The 25,594-nt window shown below is 63.6% G+C and carries 23 protein-coding genes and 4 pseudogenes; 13 read left to right on the top strand and 14 right to left on the bottom strand.

Annotation, left to right across the window (positions count from 1 at the left end):
* Positions 1–57 precede the first annotated feature (57 nt).
* Positions 58–708 carry a YceI family protein gene (locus tag WS92_RS03215; RefSeq protein ID WP_059934533.1) on the bottom strand — a complete coding sequence of 217 codons (651 nt, stop codon included), beginning with the start codon at positions 706–708 and terminating at the stop codon, positions 58–60.
* A gap of 88 nt (positions 709–796) precedes the next feature.
* Between WS92_RS03215 and WS92_RS03220 the strand changes: the two genes are divergently transcribed.
* The gene (locus WS92_RS03220) at positions 797–1,414 is read left to right on the top strand and encodes a TetR/AcrR family transcriptional regulator (RefSeq protein ID WP_059934534.1); all 618 of its coding nucleotides are present in this window, start codon (positions 797–799) and stop codon (positions 1,412–1,414) included.
* A 100-nt stretch (positions 1,415–1,514) separates the two neighbouring features.
* On the top strand, positions 1,515–1,994 hold the full coding sequence (locus WS92_RS03225; RefSeq protein ID WP_006028368.1) for a nuclear transport factor 2 family protein: 480 nt from the start codon (positions 1,515–1,517) through the stop codon (positions 1,992–1,994).
* Between the two features lie 58 nt (positions 1,995–2,052).
* Here WS92_RS03225 and WS92_RS03230 read toward each other — a convergent pair.
* Together WS92_RS03230 and WS92_RS03235 are read right to left on the bottom strand one after the other, a co-directional pair.
* A pseudogene (locus tag WS92_RS03230) lies at positions 2,053–2,464 on the bottom strand (succinylglutamate desuccinylase); the annotation flags it as partial.
* Between the two features lie 129 nt (positions 2,465–2,593).
* A complete protein-coding gene (locus WS92_RS03235; protein ID WP_269435041.1) occupies positions 2,594–3,781 on the bottom strand; it encodes a tartrate dehydrogenase in 1,188 nt (395 codons plus the stop codon).
* A 63-nt stretch (positions 3,782–3,844) separates the two neighbouring features.
* Between WS92_RS03235 and WS92_RS03240 the strand changes: the two genes are divergently transcribed.
* Both WS92_RS03240 and WS92_RS03245 read left to right on the top strand, forming a co-directional pair.
* Positions 3,845–4,762, top strand: a complete 918-nt coding sequence (locus WS92_RS03240; protein ID WP_059934535.1) for a LysR substrate-binding domain-containing protein — start codon at positions 3,845–3,847, stop codon at positions 4,760–4,762.
* 51 nt (positions 4,763–4,813) lie between these two features.
* The gene (locus WS92_RS03245) at positions 4,814–5,491 is read left to right on the top strand and encodes a methyltransferase family protein (protein WP_015603261.1); all 678 of its coding nucleotides are present in this window, start codon (positions 4,814–4,816) and stop codon (positions 5,489–5,491) included.
* 315 nt (positions 5,492–5,806) lie between these two features.
* On the opposite strand, the gene WS92_RS03250 is transcribed toward WS92_RS03245, so the two are convergent.
* The 4 genes from WS92_RS03250 to WS92_RS03265 form a co-directional block, all read right to left on the bottom strand.
* Entirely contained in the window at positions 5,807–6,271 is a 465-nt protein-coding gene (locus WS92_RS03250; protein ID WP_059934536.1) for a hypothetical protein, read from the bottom strand.
* A 79-nt stretch (positions 6,272–6,350) separates the two neighbouring features.
* Positions 6,351–7,589: a DUF3734 domain-containing protein gene (locus tag WS92_RS03255; RefSeq protein WP_015604053.1), complete on the bottom strand. Its 1,239-nt coding sequence runs from the start codon at positions 7,587–7,589 to the stop codon at positions 6,351–6,353.
* Entirely contained in the window at positions 7,586–8,371 is a 786-nt protein-coding gene (locus WS92_RS03260; protein ID WP_061083804.1) for a 3-hydroxybutyrate dehydrogenase, read from the bottom strand. Before WS92_RS03260 ends, WS92_RS03255 begins: the two co-directional genes overlap by 4 nt.
* A gap of 46 nt (positions 8,372–8,417) precedes the next feature.
* A complete protein-coding gene (locus tag WS92_RS03265) occupies positions 8,418–9,158 on the bottom strand; it encodes an acetoacetate decarboxylase (RefSeq protein WP_015603353.1) in 741 nt (246 codons plus the stop codon).
* A gap of 468 nt (positions 9,159–9,626) precedes the next feature.
* Here WS92_RS03265 and WS92_RS03270 point away from each other — a divergent pair, with 468 nt between their 5' ends.
* Positions 9,627–10,223: a phosphatase PAP2 family protein gene (locus tag WS92_RS03270; protein WP_059933643.1), complete on the top strand. Its 597-nt coding sequence runs from the start codon at positions 9,627–9,629 to the stop codon at positions 10,221–10,223.
* Between the two features lie 32 nt (positions 10,224–10,255).
* Here WS92_RS03270 and WS92_RS03275 read toward each other — a convergent pair whose 3' ends face one another.
* The 4 genes and pseudogenes from WS92_RS03275 to WS92_RS36300 form a co-directional block, all read right to left on the bottom strand.
* Positions 10,256–10,492: a hypothetical protein gene (locus WS92_RS03275; RefSeq protein ID WP_006028379.1), complete on the bottom strand. Its 237-nt coding sequence runs from the start codon at positions 10,490–10,492 to the stop codon at positions 10,256–10,258.
* Between the two features lie 497 nt (positions 10,493–10,989).
* Positions 10,990–11,817, bottom strand: coding sequence for a siderophore-interacting protein (locus WS92_RS03280; protein WP_059933681.1), 828 nt, complete (start codon positions 11,815–11,817; stop codon positions 10,990–10,992).
* Between the two features lie 42 nt (positions 11,818–11,859).
* Positions 11,860–12,567 carry a PadR family transcriptional regulator gene (locus WS92_RS03285; protein WP_059933641.1) on the bottom strand — a complete coding sequence of 236 codons (708 nt, stop codon included), beginning with the start codon at positions 12,565–12,567 and terminating at the stop codon, positions 11,860–11,862.
* Between the two features lie 113 nt (positions 12,568–12,680).
* A pseudogene (locus WS92_RS36300) lies at positions 12,681–13,211 on the bottom strand (IS5/IS1182 family transposase); the annotation flags it as partial.
* A gap of 501 nt (positions 13,212–13,712) precedes the next feature.
* Between WS92_RS36300 and WS92_RS03290 the strand changes: the two are divergent.
* Positions 13,713–14,780 (top strand): JmjC domain-containing protein, encoded by a 1,068-nt coding sequence (locus tag WS92_RS03290; RefSeq protein WP_141667956.1) that lies wholly within the window; start codon positions 13,713–13,715, stop codon positions 14,778–14,780.
* Positions 14,770–15,996 (top strand): MFS transporter, encoded by a 1,227-nt coding sequence (locus WS92_RS30880; protein WP_082743863.1) that lies wholly within the window; start codon positions 14,770–14,772, stop codon positions 15,994–15,996. The genes WS92_RS03290 and WS92_RS30880 overlap by 11 nt, the downstream gene beginning before the upstream one ends.
* Before the next feature lie 115 nt (positions 15,997–16,111).
* Here WS92_RS30880 and WS92_RS03300 read toward each other — a convergent pair.
* Both WS92_RS03300 and WS92_RS03305 read right to left on the bottom strand, forming a co-directional pair.
* A pseudogene (locus WS92_RS03300) lies at positions 16,112–17,402 on the bottom strand (IS4 family transposase).
* A gap of 243 nt (positions 17,403–17,645) precedes the next feature.
* Positions 17,646–17,997 (bottom strand): annotated as a pseudogene (locus tag WS92_RS03305) (ABC transporter permease); the annotation flags it as partial.
* A 240-nt stretch (positions 17,998–18,237) separates the two neighbouring features.
* On the opposite strand from WS92_RS03305, the gene WS92_RS03310 reads away from it, so the two are divergent.
* The 6 genes from WS92_RS03310 (at position 18,238) to WS92_RS03335 (ending at position 24,735) form a co-directional block, all read left to right on the top strand.
* Positions 18,238–19,647 (top strand): RiPP biosynthesis cytochrome P450 ApyO, encoded by a 1,410-nt coding sequence (locus WS92_RS03310; RefSeq protein WP_059933634.1) that lies wholly within the window; start codon positions 18,238–18,240, stop codon positions 19,645–19,647.
* 151 nt (positions 19,648–19,798) lie between these two features.
* Entirely contained in the window at positions 19,799–19,999 is a 201-nt protein-coding gene (locus WS92_RS03315) for an aminopyruvatide family RiPP (protein ID WP_006028385.1), read from the top strand.
* Positions 20,000–20,110: 111 nt separating this feature from the next.
* Positions 20,111–20,962, top strand: a complete 852-nt coding sequence (locus tag WS92_RS03320) for a multinuclear non-heme iron-dependent oxidative enzyme ApyH (RefSeq protein WP_059933631.1) — start codon at positions 20,111–20,113, stop codon at positions 20,960–20,962.
* Entirely contained in the window at positions 20,959–21,792 is an 834-nt protein-coding gene (locus tag WS92_RS03325) for a RiPP maturation protein ApyI (protein ID WP_059933627.1), read from the top strand. The genes WS92_RS03320 and WS92_RS03325 overlap by 4 nt, the downstream gene beginning before the upstream one ends.
* Positions 21,789–23,732: a RiPP biosynthesis radical SAM protein ApyD gene (locus tag WS92_RS03330; RefSeq protein WP_059933624.1), complete on the top strand. Its 1,944-nt coding sequence runs from the start codon at positions 21,789–21,791 to the stop codon at positions 23,730–23,732. The genes WS92_RS03325 and WS92_RS03330 overlap by 4 nt, the downstream gene beginning before the upstream one ends.
* Before the next feature lie 13 nt (positions 23,733–23,745).
* Complete coding sequence (locus WS92_RS03335) at positions 23,746–24,735, top strand: RiPP biosynthesis methyltransferase ApyS (protein ID WP_009914073.1); 990 nt, start codon at positions 23,746–23,748, stop codon at positions 24,733–24,735.
* A 231-nt stretch (positions 24,736–24,966) separates the two neighbouring features.
* Here the strand turns inward: WS92_RS03335 and WS92_RS03340 are convergent, their stop codons facing one another.
* Positions 24,967–25,587, bottom strand: coding sequence for a LysE/ArgO family amino acid transporter (locus WS92_RS03340; protein WP_006028390.1), 621 nt, complete (start codon positions 25,585–25,587; stop codon positions 24,967–24,969).
* Between the last annotated feature and the right edge of the window lie 7 nt (positions 25,588–25,594).

Here is a 25,594-nt window from a genome sequence, read left to right on the forward strand (position 1 = left end):
CGAAGCCATGACGAACGTCGCGCGTTCCTTCGAGCGGCAACGTGCGTCATCGATGCGTCATGGCGCGGGCGCTTCGCCTTCCTTGACGAACTCCGCCTCGATGCGCACGCGCACCTCGTCGCCAACGGCCGGATACCAGCTCGTCACGCCGAATTGCGCGCGGCTGAACGTGCCGCGCGCGGAGAAGCCGAGCGTGTCCTGCCTCGTCAACGGATTGCGGCCGTAGCCATTGAACGTGACGGCGAGCGTGACGGGGTGCGTCGCGCCGCGGATCGTCAGGTTGCCGGTCAGCGTGCCCTGCGTCGCGCCCGTGCGCGCGAAGCGCGTGCCGTCGAAACGAATTTGAGGGTTGCGGGCGGCGTCGAGCGCATCGGCGCCCGCGACGAGCTTGTCCAGCAGCGGCACATTGGTGTCGACGCTCGCTGCGTCGATCGACGCCGTCACGCCGCTGCCGGCGAGCCCGCCGGCGCGCCAATCGAGTTGCGCGCTCGCGCGATCGAAGCGCATCGTGAAGCGCGAATACTTGAAGTGGTCGACGTCGAACACGATGCTCCAGTGGTGCGGATCGAGCGTGTAGCGGCCGGCCGGAACGGCGGCTTCCGTCGTCGACACGCTGTGCGTGACGACCCGAAGCGGCGTGCAGCTTGCCGTCACGCCTGCGAGCGCGATCGCGCACGCGAATTGTCTCGCCCATCTCGCCGGTTTCATCCGAGCCCCTTTTTGCCGAATGCGTGCGAAAACGATATCGCATCGTTTCGAGGTTGACAAAGGAGAATGATCGTTCTACCGTAAACGCATGGATACGAAACCTGAACCAATCCCTGCCGCCAGCGCGCGCGAACGCTTGCTCGACGCGGCCGAAACGCTGATCTACGCGGGCGGCATCCATGCGACGGGCGTCGACGCGATCGTCAAGCTGTCGGGCGCCGCGCGCAAGAGCTTCTATACGCACTTCGAATCGAAGGAGGCGCTCGTCGCCGCCGCGCTCGAGCGCCGCGATGCGCGCTGGATGGCGTGGTTCGTCGAAGCGACGGCAAAGCGCGGCAAGACGCCGCGCGCGCGGCTCGTCGGGATGTTCGACGTGCTGCGCGAATGGTTCGAGCAGCCGGATTTCCACGGCTGCGCGTTCCTGAACGCGGCGGGCGAGATCGAGCATCCGGACGATCCGATTCGCGTCGTCGCGCGCGAACACAAGGAACGCTTGCTCGTGTTCGTGCGCGAGCAGCTCGATGCGCATGCGGCGGAAACGGGCGCGGATCGCCGCCATATCGCACGGCTCGCGCGCCAGTGGCTCGTGCTGATCGACGGTGCGATCGGCGTCGCGCTCGTGAGCGGCGACGCGTCGGCCGCGCGCGACGCGCGTGCGGTGGCCGAACTGCTGCTCGACGCGACGCTGCCGAGCCGGTCCGGCTAAAGCTCCGCCTTTTCATTCGATCGAATCGCAGCACCCCCGCCTGCCCGCCGCGCTCGGCGAGCCGGGCGGGTCTTTTCACGCCCTCAATCTGGAGAGCACGATGTCCGATTCAACCGAAATCCGCCCGCCTGTTCCGCCGTTCACGCGCGAAACCGCGATTCAAAAAGTTCGGGCTGCTGAAGATGGCTGGAACACGCGCGACCCCGAGCGCGTTTCGCTCGCCTACACGCCGCAGAGCAAATGGCGCAATCGCGCGGAATTCGCGACGGGCCGCGCGGAGATCGTCGCGCTGCTGCGCCGCAAGTGGACGCGCGAGCTCGATTATCGGCTGATCAAGGAATTGTGGGCGTTCACCGGCAACCGGATCGCGGTGCGCTTCGCGTACGAGTGGCACGACGACGCGGGCAACTGGTTCCGCTCATACGGCAACGAAAACTGGGCATTCGACGAAAACGGCCTGATGGCGCATCGCCATGCATGCATCAACGACATGCCGATCCGCGAAGCGGATCGCCTGTTCCACTGGCCGCTCGGCCGCCGGCCCGATGACCATCCGGGCCTGTCGGATCTCGGGCTCTGATCGGCGGCGGGTTGCATAAAGCATCGCGCCGCCTGCAACGGCGAAGCGCTGTTTCGCCGCGCATCACGGTTGCCGGCGCACCGATCTGCAGCGCGAGCGCCGTGCCCTTGTCGAGCGGGCCCGCGACGATCAGCGGCGCGCTGCGCTCGTGCATCGAATGCAGATCGAGCAGCCAGTCAGCCTCGTCGACGAACGGCCGGATCGCGCGCGCACGATCGAGTTCGACCGAGTGCTTCGACAGATCGTCGAGCACGGCGGGCGTTCACACGCGACAGCAACGCATCGACGACGATCGCGCCGCACACTTCGTTGCCGTGCGTGAGCGCGTTGATCATCACGTGCGGGCCGGACACGCCCGAATCGAAGCGATGCACGTAATCGACGCCGGCGTTGCCGATGCGATGCGCATCGAGGTCCGGAAAGTCGACCTCGATCGAATAGTGAGGAAATACGGGAGCCGATTCGGTCATGGTGAGCTTTTTCGGGAGTCGGGGAAAATGCCGCGCGCCTTTACGTCGGAAGCGCGTCGTCGTCGCTGTTGTCGGCGGCTTCGGCGATCACGTCGAACGCGGTCGATCAGCGATCAGCCGAGCAGCCGATCAGCCGAGCAGGTGCGCGACGATCGCGTCGCCCACTTCGCTCGTCGATGCCTGGCCGCCCATGTCGCGCGTGCGCGGGCCGTGCTTCAGCACGTGCTCGATCGCGGCGACGATCGCATCATGCGCCTCACGGGCGGGGCCCGCGCCCTCGCCGAGGAAATCGACCATCATCGCGGCCGACCAGATCATCGCGATCGGGTTCGCCACGTGCTTGCCCGCGATGTCCGGCGCGGAGCCGTGCACCGGCTCGAACAGCGACGGAAACCGGCGCTCCGGGTTCAGGTTCGCCGACGGCGCGATGCCGATCGTACCGGTGCATGCGGGGCCGAGCTCGGACAGGATGTCGCCGAACAGGTTCGACGCGACGACGACGTCGAAGCGCTCCGGCTGCATCACGAAGCGCGCGCACAGGATGTCGATGTGCTGCTTGTCCCACGCGACGTCCGGATAGCGCGCGGCCATCTCGGCGGCGCGCGCGTCCCACCACGGCATGCTGATCGCGATGCCGTTGCTCTTCGTCGCGACGGTGAGCTGCTTCGCGCGGCGCTGCGCGAGCTCGAACGCGAACTTCATCACGCGTTCGGTGCCGTGCCGCGTGAACACCGCCTGCTGGACGACGAACTCGCGATCGGTGCCCTCGAACATCGCGCCGCCGACGGCCGAGTATTCGCCCTCGGTGTTCTCGCGCACGATCATGAAATCGATGTCGCCCGCCTGGCGGCCGGCGAGCGGGCACGGCACGCCGTCGAACAGGCGCGCGGGACGCAGGTTCACGTATTGATCGAACTCGCGCCGGAATTTGATCAGCGATCCCCACAGCGAAACGTGATCGGGCACCGTCTCGGGCCAGCCCACCGCGCCGAACAGCAGCGCGTCCATGCCGGAAAGTTGCGTCTTCCAGTCGTCCGGCATCATCTGACCGTGCTTCGCGTAGTAGTCGCAGCTTGCCCATTCGATCGGTTCGTATTCGAAGCGCAGGCCGAAGCGGCGGCTCACCGCGTCGAGCGCGCGCAGCCCTTCGGGCATCACTTCCACGCCGATCCCGTCGCCGGGGATGACGGCGATCTTGTACACCTTGTCGCTCATGCTGGCTTCCTCATCTCGTGTCCTGCCGCGCGCATCGGCCGAGCCGGGCGCGCGCGGCATCAAGGAGGCGATCGCGCGGGGCTTGCGCGATCGTCGATCCATGCATTCTATTTATTTCTGGAAGGATTAAAATCGGCCATTCGGTTAATCGACTTTCCACGCGCCGTGAACAATTCCCCGAACCTCGATGACCTGCGCGTGTTCAGCGTCGTCGTGCGGCTCGCGAGCTTCAGCGCGGCCGCCGAGCAGCTCGCGGTGTCGCCCGCGTACGTCAGCAAGCGCGTCGCGCTGCTCGAAAAGCAGCTCGGCACGCGGCTCCTGCATCGCTCGACGCGCCGCGTCGCGGTGACGGAAGCGGGCGAGCGCGTCTATGCATGGACCGAGAAGATCCTCGACGACGTCGACCATCTCGTCGAAGACGTGTCGACCACTCGCAGCGTGCCGCGCGGCACGCTGCGAATTTCGAGCAGCTTCGGCTTCGGCCGGCACGTGCTCGCGCCCGCGCTGCTCGATTTCAACGAACGCTATCCGCAACTGAACGTGCGGCTCGATCTGTTCGACCGGCTCGTCGACGTGGCGGGCGAAGGCTTCGATCTCGACATCCGGATCGGCGACGAAATTGCCGATCACCTGATCGCGAAGCGGCTCGCGACGAACTACCGGGTGCTGTGCGCGTCGCCCGGCTATCTCGCGCGACACGGCACGCCGCGCCAGCTCGCGGATCTCGCCGCTCATCAGTGCCTCGCGATCAAGGAGCGCGATCATCCGTTCGGCGTATGGCGGCTCACGGTGCGCGGCGAGACGGCGACAGTGAAGGTTGGTGGCGCGCTGTCGACGAATCACGGCGAGGTCGCCGTGCAGTGGGCGCTCGCCGGGCGCGGGATCGTGCTGCGCTCGATCTGGGAGGCGGGGCCGCTGCTTGCGAGCGGCAAGCTCAAGCGCGTGCTGCCGGACGCGCTCCAGCCGGCGAACGTGTGGGCCGTGTATCCGGCGCGGCTCGCGGCGTCGGCGAAGGTGCGCGTGTGCGTCGATTTTCTCGCGGACGCGTTCGCGCACCTGAACGAGCGCGCGAACGGCGGATAATCGTTTGGTGAGTGTATCTGCAACTAACTGCCCATCCCGGAGGAACCCGCAATGGACTCGTTGTCGAAGCGCGTGCTCGGCGCGCAAGCGCGTTTCGTCGCGGCGCTCGCCGTGCTGATCTTCGCGTCGGCGGGCTCGCTGCGTTACTGGCAGGGCTGGATCTACTGGCTCGTGTTCTCCGGCGCGACGACCTGGCTCGCGCTCCATTTCCTCAAGCACGATCCGGCGCTCGTCGAGAGCCGGATGCGCGTCGGCGTGCGAGCGGAGCGCGAGCTCAGCCAGAAGATCATCGTCGGCGTCGTGAGCGTGGCGAGCGTCGGGCTCGTCGTCGCGATGGGCGCCGAATGGCGCGTCGCGCACACGCCGGTCGACTGGCGCTCGGTCGCGCTCGGCAATGCACTCGTGATCGCGGGCTTCGCGATCTGCTTTGCGGTGCTGCGCGCGAATCGCTTCGCGTCGAGCATCGTCGAGGTGACGCGCGATCAGACAGTGATCTCGTCCGGCCCGTATCGTCTCGTCCGCCACCCGATGTATTCCGGCGCAATGGTGATATTTTTCGGGAGCCCGATCGCCGCTCAATCGACATGGGCCTGGCCGTTCGCCGCGGTGCTCGCTGCAGGCGTCGTCGCGCGGCTCGTCGACGAGGAACGCTACCTGAGCGCGCATCTCGACGGCTATCGCGCGTACTGCGAGCGCGTGCGCTGGCGGCTCGTGCCGCGCGTCTGGTGACGCCGCCAAGCCCGCCACGACGGCGCTTGCTCTACCTCGAAGGGCGCGTGACGATCTGACGAACGACGGCGGCGCGGCCGCGCATGCTGCCGCCGTCCGGTCCGGCGGCTTGAAGAAACAACCGTCGACGCTCGCTCCGCGAACGCGCCGGCCGCCCGCGTCGACACGTTTTCCACCCAAAGGTGAGATTTTTCGGGAGCTGCCGCGAAGGTGTCCGGAACCCGTCCGGACCCCGCCGGCGGCTCGCCGATCGTCCATGAAACCGGGCGCGCGGCCGGATCGAGCCTGCGGCGATACCGGCGGCATTCGCCGCACTCACAGGCGCTGTCGCTTCGCGAGCGTCAGCACGCGCTCCCAGCGCAGCGCGTCGCGCTTGCCGTCCATCGGCAGCGTCCACTCGGCGCGGCGCTCGTCGCGCACGGCAACGACGAGATACCAGCGGCCATCGAGCGCCTGCGCGCGGCAGCCGCTCAGATCCGTGAGCGTGTAGCGGCCGTCGGCGCCGTCCTGCGACAGCCACAGCAGCCCCTTCGTCGCCGAGACGCGCAGGTCGCCCCATGCGCGTTGCAGCACGTGCGTCCAGCCGTCTTCGCGCGCGTTCGGCGCGACGTCGCGCCGCCGCCGGACCCAGCGCGCGATCACCGCCGCGGTCGCGCCGGCCGCGACGGCGGCGGCGCCGATCGCAACGGCGTCGCCGAAGCGCGCGGCGATCGCGTGAAACGTATGGACGGCGCCCCAGATCAATGCGACGAACGCGAACAGAACGACGAATATCGGCATGGCGAAGCGGGAAATGGCAAAACGGGAAATGTCGAAACGAAACGCACGGCCGGCGCGCGCCGGCCGCGAGCGGCGAGCTTTACCGAATCCGGTGAATGTCGTGCGTGACGAAGCCTGCGTCGTTGTCCGGCAGCGCGAGCCCGTTCTTCACCGCGAGCGTCTTGCGGATGTCCGCGAGGCCCGCGGTCCAGTGATCGCGCATCGTCGACGCGCCGAACTGATAGTCCTTGTAGTGCTGCTCGTAAGCCTTCTGCTGATAGATCAGATGCTGGACGTTGTAGCGCTTGCTGCACGACAGCGTCTCGGCCTGCTGGCACCACGGATCGCTCTCGCGGATCGCTTCGGGCACCTGATCGAGCACGCGGCGCAGCACGTTGCGAAAGCGCTGCTCGCGCTGCAGCGTATCGGTAACGAAGCGCGTGCGGCTCGAATACTGAACGTCCTTCGTGCGCTCCGTCACTTCGTTCATCGATTCGGGCAACGGCCCGCGCGCGCTCCACAGGTCGACCTGGAACGCGAGCGTGTCGCGGCGCGGCGACGCGCGCAGCACCTCCATCAGCGGCGTGTTCGACACGATGCCGCCGTCCCAGTAGAACTCGCCGTCGATCTCGACGGGCGGAAACGCCGGCGGCAGCGCACCCGACGCCATGAAGTGCTCGGGACGCAGCGTCGTCTTCGTGTTGTCGAAGTAGATGAAGTTGCCCGTGCCGACGTTCACCGCGCCGACCGACACGCGCGTCTCGCCCGAATTGATCCGCTCGAAGTCGCACAGCTTGAGCAGCGTCGCGCGCAGCGCGGACGTGTCGTAATAGCTGACCTTCTCCGGCGGATGCGCCGAGCCCGGCAGCGGCGGCGGGAAGCGCGGCACGAAGAAGCCGCGCTGTCCCTGCACGACCGCGCTCGCCGCCTGGCTCGCGGTGAAGAACGTGCGCACGTATTCGTGGCTGTTGAAGAGCGCGGCCTCGAACATCGCCGGCAGCGCGGGAAAGAACGCGGGCTGGCAGATCGTGTTCCAGAACTCGCGCAGCCGCTCGACGCGCCGCTCGGGCGGATTGCCGGCGATCAGCGCGGTGTTCAGCGCGCCGATCGAGATGCCGGCGATCCAGTCGAGCGGAATGCCCGCTTCGTGCAGCCCCTCGAACACGCCCGCCTGATATGCGCCGAGCGCGCCGCCGCCTTGCAGCACGAGCGCGATCGTTTCGTATGGCAGATCGTGGAACGGCGTGGGCGCATGCTCGAGCGCGTGCGGCGCGCCTGCTTCGTTGTGCAGGTCCGCCGGATCGACCGCCTGCTTCTCGGTGCGGGCGCGCGGCTTCATTGCATGAACCAGCCGTGGCTGACGACGAACGACTGGCCGGTCAGCGCCGCGCTCGGGAACGCCGACAGGAACAGCACCGTCTTCGCGACGTCCTCGACCGTCGTGAACACGCCGTCCACCGTCTGGCCGAGCATCACCTTCTTCACCACGTCCTCTTCGCTGATCCCCAGCTCCTTCGCCTGCTCCGGAATCTGCTTGTCGACGAGCGGCGTGCGCACGAAGCCCGGACACACGACATGCGAGCGCACGTTGTGCTTCGCGCCTTCCTTCGCCAGCACGCGCGCGAGGCCCAGCAGCCCGTGCTTGGCCGTCACGTACGCCGACTTCAGCGGCGATGCCTCGTGCGAGTGCACCGAGCCCATGTAGATCACCACGCCGCCGCGATCGTCCTTGTACATGTGCTTGAGCGCGGCCTTCGTCGTCAGGAACGCGCCGTCGACGTGGATCGCCTGCATCTTCTTCCAGTCGGCGAACGCGTAGTTCTCGATCGGATTGACGATCTGGATGCCCGCGTTCGACACGAGGATGTCGACCGAGCCGAACGTCTCGGCCACCTTGTCGATGCCGGCGTTGACCGCGTCCTCGTTGGTCACGTCCATCGCGACGCCGATCGCCTGGCCGCCCGCCTGCTTGATCTGCCCGGCCACCGCGTTCGCGCCGTCCTGATTCAGGTCGGCGATCGCCACCGCCGCGCCCGCGCGCGCGAGCTCCAGCGCGATTTCCTTGCCGATGCCGCTTGCTGCGCCCGTCACGACGGCGGTCTTGCCATTCAGATTGCTCATGATCGAATTCCTGTCGAGAAAGTGATAGGGAACGAAGAGGCTCGCGTTACTGCGCGAGGTAATCGTAGACGACTTCGCCGAGGCCGAGTGTCAAATCGGCGAGCAGGTGCCGCGCTTCGACGATTTCGAGCACCGGCAGATCGGCGACGGGCGCGAGCGCATGCGGCGCGAGTTGCAGCGACGCGGGGCCCGTCCACGCGCCTTTCATGCTGATGTCCTGCAGGTAGTAACGCACGAGCTCGCACACGCGCGCCGAGCCGTCGACGTGCGGAATGATCTTCAGCAGGAAGTTCGCGCCGCCGAGGCGCTTCGCCTGCTCTTCGAGATCGAGCTCCCGGTGCTTGTAGCCCATCGTGCCCGTCGCGACGCGCACGGGGCCGTAGTCGAGCGTGCCGAGCAACGTGTCGATGTGCGTTTCCAGCGTCGGCTGCGCGAGTTTCTTCGGGAATCCCCACAATTCGCGGCCGCCCGCGATCGGCGGGTGATCGTTCAGATACATCGCGAGCGTATAGCCGCCCGGCTGGCCCTTGTATTCGACGGGGATCACCTGCCCGCTCTCGGTGTAATCGCCGAAGCCCGTCGAATCGGGCATGCGGATGAATTCGTAATGGACGAGCGGCTCCTTGACCTCGAGCGGTTCCGGCACGATTTCGCGCAGGCGGTCCATGTCGGTGCGATACGTGATGATCAGGAATTCCCGGTTGACGAAACGATAAGGGCCCATCGGGAATGCCGGGCTCGTGAGCGGCATCGCGAATGCTTTCGATCGGACTTGGCTTGGCTTCATGCGGACTCCTTGTTGATCGCTTCGTGGTCGGGGTGCCGATATCGTATGCTTCCAGGAATCGATTGTGCGATGCCGCAACTGGAAAAGATTATTGCGGAATTCGCGGCAACGAAATGACAAATATTGACAATGTTGCCGAGGCGGTAACGAACGCGCATCGGCGGGTAATGGGAGACAAATCGCTGCCGCGCCGAGTCGCAAAGGTGAGGCTTTTCGGGAGCTTCGGTGAGTATTTGCGGGACCCGTGAAACGAGGGTGAACGCAGGCCGAAAACCGGATGCGGTGACATGCGGCGCGCGCAATTGAACTTTTGGGGCGTGACTGTTCTCGAAGCGTCGCGTTGTTGAAATTGTCGATTTCCCTCTCGATCTCGCGGCGCTTCGGGTTAAGCCTGTCTTAAGCGTGCGCGTCCTAGCATCGTGCGGACCGGTGACCCGGCATCGTTCGATTCGCTACCGTTTCAGTCCCATGCAAAACTTCAATCTCGCCGTCTTTTCCGCGCTCAATGCGGGTCCCTCCCCGCATCTCGCCGCCGCACGCTTTGGCGTGTTCGCCGCCGATTGGCTTGTCTACGCGGTGCCCGCGCTGCTGTTGCTGACCTGGGTGATGGGCGCGCGCCCGACGCGCCGCCAGGCGATCGAAGCGGGCGTCGGCGCGTGCATCGCGCTCGCGCTCGCGCAGGTGATCGGCCATTTCTGGTATTCGCCGCGGCCGTTCGTGCTCGGCGTCGGCGCGCAACTGATTCCGCACGCGCCGGACGGCTCGTTTCCGAGCGATCACACGACGTTCGTCTGCAGCGTCGCGGTGGGCCTGCTGATCGCGCGCGCGACGCGCCCGGCGGGCGTCGCGCTCGCCGTCATCGCGACGGCGATCGGGTGGGGGCGCGTGTACGTGGGCGTGCACTGGCCGCTCGACATCGTGGGCGGCGCGCTCGTCGGCACCGCCGGCGCGCTCGCCGCGCATCTGTACGGCCGCCCGGTGACGGCGCTGCTCGACCGGATCGGCGAATCGGTGCATGCGATCGCGTTCACGCGATTGCGCGAGCGGCCGATCCGCATCGACTGACGGCGATCGACGGGAATCGGCGGGAATCCGAACTAACCGGGCGTTCTCGTCTGCGCGGCGTCGTTCGTCGAGCCCGGCTCGGCGTCCGCGCCGCCGTGCAATTCGACGTTCCCGTTCTGCAACTGACGCGCGGCTTCGCGATCGAGCGCGCTGTCCTTCAGGATCGCGCACATCGCGACGAACAGCGCGAGCGCGATTGCGCCGAGCCCGCAATAGCCGACGATTCTGAGCGTTCTCGGGATGCCTGCGTGAGTGTGGCGGCGAGTCATGGTCGCGTTCCGGGTGGCGACGCGCGAAGTCGCGCGGTCTCGTTCTCGTTCGACGCGGAAAAAGCACGACGCGCGTCGCTGCGTTTTCGATATCCGGTCACGGCGGCGCGGGCTCCGTTGTCCCGTGAATGACGCCGATGCGTGCCGCGACGGCTTCGCCGAACCGGCCGCGTGCCGTCGACACAGGTATAGGACACGGGCGTTGCGGATGCAACTCCGTTCGTGTGGAGACGCGCGCGAGGCGGCTCGTGCGATGCAGGCGGATCGACGGAATGTGAACGCGTGCGCGTCGACGGATGCTGCTGCGGCGTTTATCTACGGGAAAACGGCGGAAAAACGAATGAAACGGCTTCGTCGATGCGCAGCGTGGCATCGAAGACGCGCAACGTGATTTGCCGTTCGCCACCCGCCGTTCGCCGGCGCAACGCTCATGCGCCCAGCCTGCCGCCCGCCGATGCGAGCCGAACGCGCGCCGCGCGCTCGGCTCGCTTGCCGCATCAGTCTTCGAGCGATTCGTGCACCGCGACCGCGCCGTGCTTCCAGTAAGCGGACGCGCGAATCCGCGATTTCGCGACGCCGCGCTCGCGGCACAGATGCTCGCGCACGCCGCGCATCGCGGCTGCTTCGCCTGCGGCCCACACGTAGCCGTCGCCCGCCGGCAGCGGCAGTTCGCGCAGCGCGTCGACGAGCTGGCTCGCGCCGCGCTCGCCGTTCGCCGCATCGCCGCGATGACGCCAGACGACATACAGATTCGCGTCGGTTTCGAACTCGATCTGCGCCGACGGATCGGCCACCTCGAGCACGGCCGCGACGCGCGTGCCGGCCGGCAATTCCTCGAGCCGTCGCGCGACGGCGGGCAGCGCGGTGTCGTCGCCGATCAACAGATGCCAGTCGAAATCCTTCGGGATCACGAACGAACCGCGCGGCCCGCCGATGCCGAGCGTCTGCCCGACGCGTGCCCGCACGGCCCACTGCGACGCCGGCCCCGGATGGCGCAGCACGAAATCGAGATCGAGCTCGCGCGCGGCGCGATCGTAGCGGCGCGGCGTGAAATCGCGGGCGATTGGCCGCGGCTTGTCTTCGGGAAACACGATGCCGTCCGGGCCGAATTCGGGGCGTGCGGGCGCGTCTTCGCCGGGCGGCGGGAAGAAGACTTTCACGTGATCGTCGAACGACGCCGATTCGAAATCGTCGAGCTCGTTTCCTGTCAGCGTCACGCGCTTCAGGTGGGGTGTCACGTCGACGACGCGCTTGACCTGCAGCAGGCGGAATTTCAGCGTATGGCGCACGCGTACGACCGCGCGCTCGGTAGTCGGTTGGGTCATCATATCGATCGGTTCTCCTTGATAAACCGGATGCGGCGCGATTCAGCCCTCCGTGCGGCCTTCGATGTCGGCGACGGCGCGCCGCAGAATGGCCGCGATGCGGCGTTGCTCGTCGGCGCTGGCGCCGCTCTTGCGAAAAAGCGCCTGCTTGAGCGCCATCCGCGCTTCGACGAATTCCGGCAGCCAGCCGCGCGTGTCGTCGTCGGGCGCGGCAGGCGCTTCGCCGGCGAACGCGCGACGCATGAAATCCATCTTGCGACCGAGATGCGCAAGCTTCGCGAACAGCATCTCGACGCGCTCGCGCTGCGCGTCGAGATGCGCGCGGCCCGCGTCGGCGAGCGCGTAGCGCTTGCGGTTGCCTTCGGCCTGCACCGTTACGTAGCCGAGCTCCTCCAGATAGGTGAGCGCCGGGTACACCATGCCGGGGCTCGGCGCGTAGAAGCCGCTCGAGCGCGTGTCGAGCGCCTTGATCAGCTCGTAGCCGTGGCTCGGCTGCTCGGCGAGCAGCGCGAGCAGCAGCAACTGCAGGTCGTCAGCGCTGAATTGGCGGCCGCGCGGCATCGCGTCGTCTCCGCCGAAGCCGCCGAAACCCCCGGGGCCGCCGCCGAAGCCGCCGAATGGGCCGAAACCGTGCCGGCCGCCGCCGCGGCGATGGCCGCCGAACATATGGCGGAACATCTCGAGCGGGCTGGGGTGAACCGAGTCGTGTATGCCGCATTCGCGGCGGGAAAACCGATGAGCGTGGTGCATTGTCACCTCCTGGGTGACTTTGGATATGTCGAAAGATATATATCGAAAGATATAAAGTCAACGGGATTTAAAAGGGATGGATGAGAGGGGCGCAGTTGATTGTCGACGTATCCGAGGACTCGCCGATACTTGTCATGATCGTAGCCGCGATCCGCATAGACGCATTTGGGCCGGCTCAGCGGTCGGCCATGGACGCTTGATCGGCATGATCGCTTCGATCAAGGGAATCAGTTGCGTGACGTGATTGTGTGGCTAGGGGGCCGTCAGGAGGATTGCCGCGACTGGTGCACCGTTGGCGTCGGTGGGGTTCGGGCCGGTTCTTCGCCCGCTCCAACCGCACGAATCGACGAGGAGCCGGAGACCACGCGCGAGAAGTCGATCTGCCTTGCTGCGTGTAGTTTGATCAGTCGCAATGCGTGCAAGGCGTCCCGCACGCCAGCCGCTGCAAGCTGCTCACACCCGAGCCAGATCCATTTCCGCAGGAAGATCGCGCCGGCGAATACCCGTCTTCGGCACGAGCAGGATGCTCGTGAGCGCGGCTTGCGATCTCGATACCTGAAGCGACGGGGCTTGGTCGGCGGTAGAAGCGGCTCGATTAGTTTCCACAATCCGTTGTCGACGATTGACTTGCCCGTCTTCCTGATCCCGTTGTCAGCGCTTGGTTGACAGTGGAAGTCATATCTGAAAATTGAGCTTGCCCTGTTCGCCCGCTGATAATGACAATTTTGCGTAACTTGAAATTATTAATTGAACTGAGCCCGTTCATGAAGCGGAACAGATTCAATCGCGATCAATAATAATTCTCAAGCTGTAAATCTCTTCAGGTAAATATGCAATAACAGATTTATTGAGGTTGGGGTAGCATTTTGTGATTGGAGTGACGAAGAACAAAGGCTAAATAATTCATTTTCCTTGCTGTGCCCATACGAAATCTCATAGAGCAAAATTTCTAACTCCGAAATTTTGAAAATAATGCTGATCGTGCTAATTTGAATGGGCTGCCATCATTCGATGGTGGCTCATTGGTTTCTTGATTTATCAAAGGAGCGGAAATGACTCTCAATGCTGAAGACATCAATTTGAATAAACAATACGTCAAGCTCCGGGAGGTGAGCAAATCTTATCTGTAATGGAGAGTGAGGGATTTGGATGATTACTTGAATTCTCACGAGGGAAATTTGCATGAATTCGTGCAGGGTGCGAAAGACGGATCACTGATAGATATTCCTGCGTTCAATGAAAATAATGGTGGAGGGCAAAAGCAGTTAATCGCAAATAAATTCCACAAGGGCGCAACGTTCAAGCTCAGCGAGCTTGAATGGAGAATTCCGCTGTTTGGTTCCCTGCGCAGAAGTATGGAGGAAACATTCGGTGGTGAAACTGTCGCGAAAATATTCCTTACCCCGCCAAACACCAGTGGATTCTCGCCGCATTTTGATTCGGAGTCTGTCTTTGCTGTTCAGCTTTCCGGCACTAAGATATGGTCGACCTATCCAAGAATCGCGACCAACCCGCGTGCCTCAGTGGCACGGAAGCTCACTGCGAAGGAGATTTCACAGCCTGCCGAGCAGTTCGTTCTGGAGCCCGGTGATGTGCTGTATTTGCCAGCCGGGACGCCTCATCGAACGCAATGTGACGGCGCCATGTCGCTATACGTAAGTATTGGATTGACGCCGTGGACCGCAACGGATGTGATCAAATACATCGTCGACAGTTTGTCGCTCAAGGAACCGGCCCTGCCTGCGCCGCTGTTCCAGTCCGAACCCTACTGCGAGATCCTGCTCAACGAGGCCATCGAACGTGCCGCGACGGAACTGAAAAAAGTATCGGCCGGCAAAGCTTGGGCTCATTACATTCGCTCGGAAAATTCAGTTCGCCCACGTGTCAATGATCAGGCGTTTACCAATTACAGTTTCGCGCAGGACATTTCCGCGACATCGCTCGTTCGACGTAATCCGTGCAAGCTGGTTGAAATCGTCGAGAGTGAGAATGGAATAAGACTGTCTTTATCTGATTCGACGAGTGCCGCCCTTAATTTGCAGAAGCAACCATCTTACTTGGAACTTCCTGGATTCGTTAAGCAGGATCTGGAAGAACTCATATCGCTCGACGCCGCCTGTGACATCGCGCAGGTTCCTGGCGCCCTCGACACGAAGTCGAAAATTATTCTCGTCAAAGAGCTCTTGAAACACGGAGTGCTAAGTGCAGAATAAATCTTTTCTTCCAGTTTTACTGGGTGACGTATTTGCCAATTTCGGATCATGGGTTGATTTTCTAGCAATTCTCACGCTGACGGCTTATCAGTTTCAGGCGTCGACGTACGATATGGCTGCACTCAGTACGGCGATGTTGGTTCCCAGAATAGTGCTTGCAAAGAGAATCGGCAGGATGTGCGATGCTTACAGTCCAAGGACGGTTCTCATCGTCAGCCTTATTGCGAGGATCGTGGCTACATTCATTATTATTTTCACGCGAAACTATTGGGCCTTCCTGGTGATTGTTCTGTTGCGGTCCTTCGCAAGCTCATTTGTTGTGCCTGCCGTCAATTCTCTCGTAAAACGCGTATCGACAGAGGATATTCTAAAGAGGCGATTTTCACTGTTGAACGTGACGAACAATTTTGCAAAAATTTTTGCGCCCATTGTCGGCACGGTAGCCAGTCAGATTTTAGGGGAAAGATCTGTTCTATTCGGTTCCATTGCACTAAGTTTAATTGGGGCGGCTTTCTTTGCATTGGCAGTCAATCCTTCCATCACAAACCAATCGATTGACTCAGGAAAATCATTGGAAAAGTTGACGTCCGCGTCGCCCATCGAATTACCGATTAATGCGATGTTGCCTTTGCTAATCTGCGTCGCGTTATATTCTGCGCTAGGCCAGATCGTCAACAATCAGATGCCCCTCATTCTGAAATCGTTGGGATACGGCAAGGACATGCTGGGTCTGTTGGTTTCATCAGCAGGAGCGGGGGGGATCGTGGGTGGAATGTTGCTGGCCAGCAAGAAAGCTGCCTTGGGCTCGGGCGCGAGCGTTCAGCGCGTCGTTGTCCCCGGCATCGCGTCGGCAATGACCTTCATGATTATCGGTGTCGCGATACAGCACCCAGCACCGTTGAGTACCTATATTCTGTCTTTCGCATTCTTCACGACTGGCTTCTGCGGGTCCAATTTTGCGATTGCATCCAATATCTATCTCAGCCATCACTTTGGATTTGCAATCGGGCAGGCGAGCTCGATCCGGCAAGCCGTACAGTCGTTCATCAACCTGGTGGTGCCATTTGCTGGTGCATATCTTCTGAATCATCTAAAAATACACCAGGTATTTATATATGATGGCGCGATTATATCTGTGGCGTTTTTGGTAATTGCGGCTTATGTCAAAATGGCTCGCCAAAAATCTTCATATATTGCGTCGGAGGCAGGCCAATGAAAGATTGGAGCGATCGCCGTTCTAGCCCGCCAGTAATTTCCCGTTATTTTGGCGTTGATGCGCTGAAGATTCTGACTCTGCCGCAGGACGACTCGCGGAGGGCAACTCCATTCCATTACACACAAGTCCGGTGCTCAACCTCGCGCATATATCTGATGCCGGCAACGAAGTCCACGATTCGCTGCATGCCTAGCCAGATGGTTTTGACGCCAGGCTCGCCATCGCCTTTGTGCGCGAGGAAGCCGCCGAGCCGTACCACTTCATTCAGTTGCGGTGGTTTATCGGGCGAGGTCTTCTTGTTGAGGATGAAGGCGGCCTTCCATTCATCGGGCTCAAACAGCAGTCCGGCATCAAGGTCCGGGCAAGTGCGGCCTAAGCGCATGAGACGAGCAATGCGCCACGCCACCACCATGAACACCGCCAGTGCCCGCTCGATGCGCTCGATCGCGCTCAGTTGCAGCGCCTCGACTCGGCAACCCTTCTTCAACTCATGAAAGAAGGTTTTCACCTCCCAGCGGGAGCGATACCAATCGATCAGCCGCGCAGCCTCGGCCAGATCCGGGCACGTCGCAATTGCTCAGCAAGCGCCATTCGATCGGCGTCACGCCGCTCGGCGTGTCTATCTCGCGCGCGACCAGGCAACTGATCGACACCACACCGCCCTGGGCATCGGGCAGATCGACCCGTCGACTCCATATTTGCTGATGAACTTCCTGCGCCTTCTGTCGCTGGCGACCAGGCAACGTGAAACGAATTTCACCGAGCGGCTAAGCTTGCGTGGCGTGATCCCAGAGTTTTTGATCCTCGGGCAACGCGCGATTGTGCTGGGCGAATCAGCCAGTCCGCCGGACAGCCGAGATCGTGCGCTCGGCGCATCAGCGCGATGATGTCCGACTCCCGGTCCGCAACGTACACCAACCGCGTGCCGGGCAGATCCGCCGCCTGCTCCGCCACGCGTTCGTATCCTTCAATTCAGCGTGTGCTTTCCCTCTCGCCGCCACGCACACCATCGGCGCCCTTGCGCTCACGCGCCCACATCCAGGCATTCAACACGCCCAACGGTTCACGCTGCGGCGTGACCGCGTAGGTCGCGTGAACGTACATGCCGCGCTGGGCTTCATACGACAATGGCCCCAGTCCGGCGATGTCCTGCCCGTCGAAGTTCAACTCCGTCGTATCATCCAGGCACAGCACCACGTCGCATGCCCGCATCCGCTCAGCCGAGCACTGCCAATGTGGTTCCATCACGCCGATCCAGTCCAGCTTGTCCTGCGCGAAAAACCGATAAGCCGCAGCCGTCTCGGCCCAGCCGCCACACGCCTGCGGAAGGCTCGCCATCGGATTCCCCGACAGCTTTCGGCCAGCAGGATCGCCCGCCGGTTCAGCCGCTTGTCGCCCAGATCGATACCCTTGAATTCCATTGCCGCCCAGCTCCCCGTTGCTTCTGCCATTCGTGCATCGCGCAAAAAGCAAGAGTAAACGGCAAGCCGCGCAAGTTTACAAGCCGCTCACGCCGACTTGTGTGTAATGGAATGCACTCAACCCGCACCCCTCGCCATCACTCATACCGCAGCGCCTCCGCCGGCTCGAACCCTCGCGCTGCGCCAATAAGCGGAAGGCGTCACGAACCGAATGTCGAGCGCGCAGCCGAGTACCACGCCCGTCACCTTGCCGCCGTGCATGAGCAGCGCCTGGGCCTCGGCGTACGGCGCCGCGCTTGACCGACGGATTGCGCAGCGATTCATCGGCGGTTCGCATCCAGTCCGGCATCGTTCCCGTCGGCGAGAAGATCTCGATGTGCGCGAGCACCGACAGCATGCGGTCGCGCCCTTCGCTCCTGAACCCGTTCATGACGGACAGCAGGATGATCAGCGCAGCCACGCCGGGCGCGATGCCCGCCATCGACACCGCGGCGATGAACGAAACGAAGCCGTTGCCTGTCGCGCGCTTGCCGGCGCATGTATCGCGCAGCCCGATCTGCCATTCGTACTCGCGTTTCAAGGGGTGTTCTCTGATGGAAGGACGGGCGAGCGGCATGCGTCGACAGTCGGCGGGGCCGAAGCGTACTCCGCGTGCATCAACAGCGGCGCCACGGAATTTTCAGCTCGACGCGGGAGCCGCCGCTGCGCGATGCGGCAACGTAGACGCCATCAGGCGTGATACTGTGATGACGCCATGCGCTGTAGCGATCAGCCGGCGTAGCCAGGATCGGCACGAGTCGCTCACGGATACTGCTCGCAAATGAATGGTCTACCTTCGTCGCTTCCACGAGTCGGCAGCACCGAGTCGCTTTTTGCGGAGCCGCTCGCGTTTCTCGCACGAGCTCGCTCGCAGCACGGCGATGTCGTCGTCATGCGAGAGCGCGGCCCGATTTTCTCCCGCGCGAGCGATTGCAGCGGCGTGATAGCGGTATTCGGCGAGCATCGGCTTCGACAGATATTGACCGAGATAGACGATTTCGCGCTGCCGATGTCCGCGGCGGCGAAGTTGGCGTTGCCGAAAAATCTCGTCAACCTCAATCGCGGCTTGCACAGCATGCGCGAGCCGGAGCATGGCCGGCACAAGCGCCTCCTGACGGGAACGATCAACCGCGAGCAGTTCGACGCGCATCGAAACGGGATACGAGCGGCGTTGGATCGGCTGGGCGAAAGGCTGAAGGAAGACGGCCGGATTGCCGTGGTCAGCCGGATGCGCGAGCTGACCTCGGAGATGGCGTCGCATGTCTTTCTTGGGCCGCAGTGCCATGAAGAGGATGCCGAACTGGCTTTTCTATTAAGCGCTTATTTTACTTTGAGGCGCGAGGCGTCTTCGCTGAACGCGCGCGATCCTCATGTATACCGGGCCGAGCTGATCGGCGTCGGGCAGCAACTCAATCGCACGTTGCGGGAGCGTATCAGACGGTATCGGAATGGTCCCGCCGACGATCGGGCGGGGCTGCTGCGACGTCTGGCAACGGCTGGCCTGCCGGGTTCGCCCGCGCTTTCCGAGGACGAGATAGTCGGCCATGCCAACGTCATGTTCGTGTCGAGCACCGAGCCCGTCGCGATATCGCTGACATGGCTGCTGCTCGTTCTGTCGCAGTTGCCCGGCCTGAGACGCGCCCTGCGCGCGGAGATCGCCGGCCGCGCATCGTCGCCGACATCGCCGGGCGGCGCGCCATTGCTCGAGAACGTCGTCAACGAGACGCTCCGGCTCCTGACACCCAACGCGTTGATGGTCCGCGCGACGACGCGCGCGGTATCGCTGCAGGGCGTCGCGCTTCCGGCGCATTGCGAGATCGTCGTGTGTCCGTTCCTCGCGCATCGCGAAGCCGGGCCGTTTCCGGACCCGCTCGCATTCTCGCCGTCCCGGTGGGAGACGGCCAGGCCGTCTCCGTACGAGTATTTTCCGTTCGGCGCCGGCGGTCACTTCTGCGCGGGGCGAAATCTCGCGCTATTGCTGATTCGCGAAGTGCTCTCGACACTGCTGTTGCGCTTCGATTTCGTTTTGGATGGCGAACAGTCCATCGACTGGCGCATTCATATCATGCTGATGCCGACCGGTGATCCGACGCTCATCGCGCATCCCGCCGATGAACGCCGTGACACGCCATCGCCGAAATGGCGCGGGCCGGCAACCGACCTGTTCCATTTCGCGCCGGGGCTTTCTTGACATTTACTAGGGCGCGTCCTTTAATCAGAAGCAAATCGGCATGCATGCCCATCGGGATTTTTTCCAGTCATTGATCCGCATCGCGCTTTCCAAGGGTTATTCCGCGCTCACACGCTAAGCGGCGCGTTCCGCCTACAACACAGGAACAATCATGGCTACGAAACCCAAAAAAACAAAGGGCGTTTCTGTTTCCATCGAAGGGAAGCTGCCCAAGATGACCCTGGAAATGCCGGTGGATGCGAGAAAGATCAAGGCCATCCAGAAATGCCTTGAAAACGGCAAGCTGACCATCACGGTGAGCAAGGTGGATCTCGCCGGCGGCCGCATGGGCGAGGGCTACCTGTACGACTGATTTCGGAGGGAAGCCGCGTTGCCGAACGTCATGCGTCTGGCGCGCGGTCACGCAATAGCGGGCGACAAACCCCGAGCTTCGGCAGTTCGACCTCAAAGGCGCGGGAAGCCTATGAAAGCTTTCGATCGCGACGCTTCGATGCCTCGGATCGGTCTGGCGTATGGGCCCGGAATGGCGGAATTCGCCGCACGGAATGCGCATCTCGTCGATTACATCGAAGTGCCGTTCGAGCAATTGCGATTCTCGCCGGCGGTCGCCGAGCTTCAGCAAACCATTCCGTTCGTTCTGCACTGCGCCAGCTTGTCCATTGCGGGATTCGTGCCGCCGGACACTTCGACTGTCGACGCAATCGAACGCACGGCCGTGCAAACCGGCACGCCTTGGATAGGCGAACATCTCGCGTACATCTCGGCCGATCCCATTGGCGAAGAGCTGGGTGGGGCCGGCGAGCCCACGTCGTTGTCGTATACGTTGTGCCCTCAGTTGAGCGACGAGACGGTGCGGCGCGTCGTCGACAATCTCGCTGCGCTTCGTCCGCATTTTCCGGTTCCGCTGATCGTGGAAAATTCGCCTCAATACTTTCCCATACCGGGCAGCACGATGGGAATGGCGGACTTCATTCGTGCGATCGCGCAACGGTGCGACGCCGGTTTGCTCCTCGACCTGAGCCACTTTCTGATCACGGCTCACAACACGGGCGCCGATGTGCATCGGGAATTCGCCCGGCTTCCGCTGGAGCGCGTGGTCGAAGTCCACCTGTCCGGCATGAGCGTGCAGTCCGGCACGGCCTGGGACGACCACTCGCTGCCGGCGTCGCCGATCCTGTTCGAACTTCTCGAGCGCCTGCTCGCCGTGACGCGGCCGCGAGCGCTGACCTTCGAATACAACTGGTCGCCATACTTCCCGCTGTCCGTCCTGACGGCCCATATCGAGCGCGCACGCGAGTTGATGGGGCTCGCATGAACGCAAGGCAAATACACGCCCTGATCGCCGCCAGCGCCAGCAACCCGCAGCTCATCGCGCGTTGGCGGCAGCGGCCGGATCTGTTGCGCACTGCGGGAATCGAGCCGGACCAGCTCGATTTGCGCGTATTGGAAAATTTCGTCGGGTTGAGCCTGAAGGTGCGTCACAACGGCCTGCGCGGGGATTTTCCGCTGAGTTTCAGACTGCTGAGCGTAACCGGCCTCGAGATCGAGGTATTCGCCGCGTATGCGTCGAACTGCGCGCAAAGCGGCCATGCATTCGCCGCCACGCCGCGGGAGCGCGCGCGCGATCTGATTGCGTTTCTTGACAGATGGCTGGATCCCGCGCAACGAAATCACGCTCTGCTGTGGGACATCCTTCGCCACGAATATGCGCTTTCGTGCCTGCGGCAAGAAAGCGCCGCACCGCTTCCCGCCGCTGGCCTCGTCATTCGTTATCGGGCACGCGCGACGGGCGGCAGCATCCCGATGCTCAACGGCGCCGTCGCCCAGCACGTGATGCATTGCGATCCGGAGCGCCTGGCGGCGGTGTTGCGCCGGAAGGTGCCGGCGCTCGACACGGTGCCCGCCGCCGACACGTACTGCTGCTATTGGCGCTCCGCCGAAACGGGCGAAATCCGGTTTCTGCGGGTCGATGCGCTGGGCTACTTCGCAATCGAAGCGATCGACGGCAGACGATCCGCCGCCGACATCTGCGATCGGCTGCTCGGCGATCGTCGTCTGCTGCCGCAGTTCTTGAGGTCGCTCGACCAACTGGCCGGAATCGGGCTCGTGCGATTCGAGAGGCCGCCCGGAAGCGTCACGGCATGAAATTGCTGCTCGTCGACAATCTCGTCATGCCGGAAGAGGGCTCGCTCGCCTATCTCGACGTGCATCCGCATCTCGGGCTGCTCGCGCTGGCCGCGGTCGCCGAAGCCGATGGCCATCGCGTGCAGATCTACGATCCGAAGCGACTGATCAGGGACGGCACGCTGGCTTACGATGCAACGCTTTACGAGCGGGCGAGCGACGCCGTGCTCGCCGAGCGTCCGGACGTGGTCGGCTTCACGGCGCTCGGCTGCAGTTTCCTGTTTGCCCTCAATGTCGCGGCGCTGCTGAAGCGGCGCGAGCCCGACTTGCCCGTTTTGCTCGGCGGGCCGCACGCGACGATGCTGCACCGGCAGATCCTCGAGCGATTCCCGCAGTTCGACGTCATCGTCCGCTACGAAGCGGATGAAATCCTCCCCGCCGTGCTCGATTGCCTCGAGCGACGGACATTCGACGTGATCCCCGGTTTGAGCTGGCGCGCCACGGGCCGCGGTTCGCTGTTGCGATTCACCGACGGCAAGCCCAAGGTCGAGAACCTGGACTTGCTGCCGATCGCGTCGTACGACCATTATCCGATCGCCGAATTGGGCCTCTCGATGCTGCGTATCGAGGCCGGCCGCGGGTGTCCGTTCGCGTGCACATTTTGTTCGACAGCCGGCTTCTTTCAACGCAGCTTCCGCATCAAATCGGCCGAGCGCCTGGTTCGCGAACTGGACATCCTTCACCGGCGTTATCGCGTGTCGGACTTCAAGCTCGACCACGACATGTTCACCGTGAACCGCCACAAGGTGATGGAGTTTTGCGAGGCGGTCGCCGGGCGCGGCTATCGGTGGCGCGCGTCGGCGCGGATCGACTGCGTCGACGAAGCATTGTTGAAGAAGATGGCCGACGCGGGCTGCGTGAATCTTTATTTCGGCGTGGAGACAGGCTCCGCGCGCATGCAGAAAATCTGCCAGAAGCGACTGGACTTGCAACGGGTCGAGCCCATTCTGGCGGCGGCGGACTCGTTAGGAATCGAGACGACTGCTTCGTTCATTACCGGATATCCCCAGGAAACCGGGCAAGACCGGGACGACACGCTGGACATGATCGGGCGCTGCGCTCGACGGCCGTCCTGCCTCACGCAATTGCACATGCTCGCGCCGGAGCCCGGCACGCCGCTGTTCGACGAGCGCGGGGCGGAAATCGCCTACGACGGCTATGGCGGGCCTTACAACACGCGCCTGCTGAGTTCGTCGGACGAGCGCGAGGTGCTCGACCATCCCGAGATATTCCAAACCTACTATTACTACCCCGCCGCGCTGCCGCGTGCGGAATGCATCTTTGTGGTCGAGGCGGCGGATTTGCTGCGCCGGGTCGGGCCGGTCATCTTCGCATACGCATTGCGGGAATTCGGTGGGCGGCTGAGCCGGCTGATATCGGAGTGGCGGCACTTCGCCAACGAAACGTCGCCCGGCGCGGCTCCGGATGCGGCGGGGCTGGAAGCCTTCGTCGCCGCGCGATTCGGCGGCGGCCATCACCTGCATTCGCTTTTCCGTTATGCGTTGCGGCTGTATGCGGCGCGCGCTCCGGCGGACGTCGTCGCCGAAGGGCCTTATGAGGCGGACCAGCCTTGCATACTGGCCGAAAACGTCGGCCTGCTGGAGGACATTCACAATTGCGAAGTATTGGTCGACCGCATCCGGCGATCGAACGAAGCTTCGCCGATGCTCGGCGACGCGGATGTCGGCGGGCTCGGAACCTATATCGTTCAAGGTCACGGCGAAGCCGCCACTGGCTATTGGGTGGAGTCCGGCATCGCGACGATTCTCGATCTGTTCAGATCGCCCCGTTCGTGCCGCGCCGTTGCGCAATGGCTGGCGGATGTCACCAGCAATGACGGCATAGACGCTTCGATCTTCGAGCCGCTGCTGCGCAGGGGCATCCTGGTCTCGGCCCGTTGACTCCATTTCGTCCATGGTGCGCCGGAAACTCGAACGCTGGTCCGCGCTGGATCTCGCAGAGGGCCTTCAACTGGCGCATGCCGTGGCCGCGCTGCAAGTGCTCGGCGTTCTGGACGCGATGAAGGAACCGGTGACGGCGCAAACGCTGAGCGACGGCCACGATCTCGATCCCGAGTTGTTGCGAGGCGTCCTCGAATACGCGGCATCGAGAACGAATCTGGTCTGCAAGACGGACCGCGGATTCACGATTTCCGAGCACTACACGGCGCAGGCGCGTTTCCTGCTGAACCTGTATGCCGGCGCTTACGCCGATAACGCTTCACGGCTGGCGACGCTGCTCCGGAGGCCGGCGCTGGCCGGCTCCATGATCGACCTCGTCGCGCACGCGCGCGCCTTCGACGCGAGCGAGGCCGGCGGAGGGGCGCTGGCCGCGATCGTCAGCCAATTGCGTCTCAATCACGTGCTGGATCTGGGATGTGGCGCCGGCGCGCTGCTGCGCGAGTTGGCAGCGGGCGATTGCGAATTCGTCGGCTGGGGATTGGATCGCAATCCCTCGATGTGCAGGGCGGCTCGGGTTCGAGCGCGGCAAGCGGGGCTCGCCACGCGCGTGAAGGTGTTCCATGGCGACGGCAGGAATCCGGGGGCGTCGATCCCGCCGCGCGTGGTGGCGCGCGTGCAGAACGTCGTCGCGAGCCAGTTCGTCAACGAGATGTTCCGCGGCGGCACATCGCGGGTGGAAACGTGGCTTAGGCGCATGCGGCGCCTGTTGCCCGGGCGCATGCTCGTGATATCGGACTACTACGGTCGCCTCGGCCACGGCTTTCGAACGATGCACCGCGAGACGCTGCTGCACGACTATGTGCAGCTCATATCGGGGCAGGGCGTGCCGCCGCCCGATTCCGACGCGTGGTTGGCCGTTTATCGAGCTGCCGGCTGCCGGCCTCTGCACGTGATCGAAGACCGGACGGCGACGACACGCTTCGTTCACCTGGTGGGGCTGTAGGAGCGGGGCCGTTGCCGCCCGCCGAATGCGCCCGCGCCGGATGCGGCGCGAAGCACTTGCGCGGTCGGCCCGTCGTCGCGTCGCGGCCGTGAACGCCGGGCCGGGCGCAGAGCGTGTTGTCAACGGCGTGCTTCGGGATTCGCGATGCGCTCGCGATCGCGCGTCTCGTCGCACGCGCGCTGCGCCCCGTGCTTTCTCAGCGCGCGAGCGCGGCAAACCGGATCTTTCACGTCACCGCAACTGCACCGCCGCGAGGAACAGCACCATGCTGCCGATCGCGCCGTCGAGCACGCGCCACGCGAGCGCGCGCTTGAACCACGGCGCGAGCAATCGCGCGCCGTATCCGAGCGCGACGAACCACACCGCGCTGACGGCCATCGCGCCGATCGCGAACGCGCTGCGTGCGCCTTCCGGCTCGCGCGCGCCGGCCGTGCCGATCAGCAGGAACGTGTCCAGATAAACGTGCGGGTTGAGCCACGTGAATGCGAGCGTCATCAGCACGATCGTCCAGGCGCGCTGCGCGGGCGGCGCGACAGCCCCGCCCGTCGCGTCGAGCGTCTCGTGTCCGGGCTTGAATGCGCGGCGCAGCGCGCTCAGGCCGAACCACGCGAGATACGCGAGGCCGACATACAGCACCGCGTGAACGAAAGTCGGATAGCGCTCGACGAGCACCGACGCGCCGCCGACGCCCGCGCCGATCAGCAGCATGTCCGACAGCGTGCAGAGCAGCACGATCTTGCCGACGTGCGAGCGCATGATCCCCTGCCGGAGGATGAACGCGTTCTGCGCGCCGATGGTGACGATGAGCGATGCGCACAGCATCGCGCCGTGAGAGAAAGCGATCCAGTTCATGTTCGTT

The organism is Burkholderia sp. MSMB1588, assembly GCF_001546925.1.
In the GTDB taxonomy this organism is placed as follows: Bacteria; Pseudomonadota; Gammaproteobacteria; order Burkholderiales; family Burkholderiaceae; genus Burkholderia; species Burkholderia humptydooensis.

Coding starts and splice junctions, on each gene's coding strand:
- WS92_RS03215 (WP_059934533.1), bottom strand. CDS start 708: ATGAAACCGGCGAGATGGGCGAGACAATTCGCGTGCGCGATCGCGCTC.
- WS92_RS03220 (WP_059934534.1), top strand. CDS start 797: ATGGATACGAAACCTGAACCAATCCCTGCCGCCAGCGCGCGCGAACGC.
- WS92_RS03225 (WP_006028368.1), top strand. CDS start 1,515: ATGTCCGATTCAACCGAAATCCGCCCGCCTGTTCCGCCGTTCACGCGC.
- WS92_RS03235 (WP_269435041.1), bottom strand. CDS start 3,781: ATGGATCGACGATCGCGCAAGCCCCGCGCGATCGCCTCCTTGATGCCG.
- WS92_RS03245 (WP_015603261.1), top strand. CDS start 4,814: ATGGACTCGTTGTCGAAGCGCGTGCTCGGCGCGCAAGCGCGTTTCGTC.
- WS92_RS03250 (WP_059934536.1), bottom strand. CDS start 6,271: ATGCCGATATTCGTCGTTCTGTTCGCGTTCGTCGCATTGATCTGGGGC.
- WS92_RS03255 (WP_015604053.1), bottom strand. CDS start 7,589: ATGAAGCCGCGCGCCCGCACCGAGAAGCAGGCGGTCGATCCGGCGGAC.
- WS92_RS03260 (WP_061083804.1), bottom strand. CDS start 8,371: ATGAGCAATCTGAATGGCAAGACCGCCGTCGTGACGGGCGCAGCAAGC.
- WS92_RS03265 (WP_015603353.1), bottom strand. CDS start 9,158: ATGAAGCCAAGCCAAGTCCGATCGAAAGCATTCGCGATGCCGCTCACG.
- WS92_RS03270 (WP_059933643.1), top strand. CDS start 9,627: ATGCAAAACTTCAATCTCGCCGTCTTTTCCGCGCTCAATGCGGGTCCC.
- WS92_RS03275 (WP_006028379.1), bottom strand. CDS start 10,492: ATGACTCGCCGCCACACTCACGCAGGCATCCCGAGAACGCTCAGAATC.
- WS92_RS03280 (WP_059933681.1), bottom strand. CDS start 11,817: ATGACCCAACCGACTACCGAGCGCGCGGTCGTACGCGTGCGCCATACG.
- WS92_RS03285 (WP_059933641.1), bottom strand. CDS start 12,567: ATGCACCACGCTCATCGGTTTTCCCGCCGCGAATGCGGCATACACGAC.
- WS92_RS03310 (WP_059933634.1), top strand. CDS start 18,238: ATGAATGGTCTACCTTCGTCGCTTCCACGAGTCGGCAGCACCGAGTCG.
- WS92_RS03315 (WP_006028385.1), top strand. CDS start 19,799: ATGGCTACGAAACCCAAAAAAACAAAGGGCGTTTCTGTTTCCATCGAA.
- WS92_RS03320 (WP_059933631.1), top strand. CDS start 20,111: ATGAAAGCTTTCGATCGCGACGCTTCGATGCCTCGGATCGGTCTGGCG.
- WS92_RS03325 (WP_059933627.1), top strand. CDS start 20,959: ATGAACGCAAGGCAAATACACGCCCTGATCGCCGCCAGCGCCAGCAAC.
- WS92_RS03330 (WP_059933624.1), top strand. CDS start 21,789: ATGAAATTGCTGCTCGTCGACAATCTCGTCATGCCGGAAGAGGGCTCG.
- WS92_RS03335 (WP_009914073.1), top strand. CDS start 23,746: ATGGTGCGCCGGAAACTCGAACGCTGGTCCGCGCTGGATCTCGCAGAG.
- WS92_RS03340 (WP_006028390.1), bottom strand. CDS start 25,587: ATGAACTGGATCGCTTTCTCTCACGGCGCGATGCTGTGCGCATCGCTC.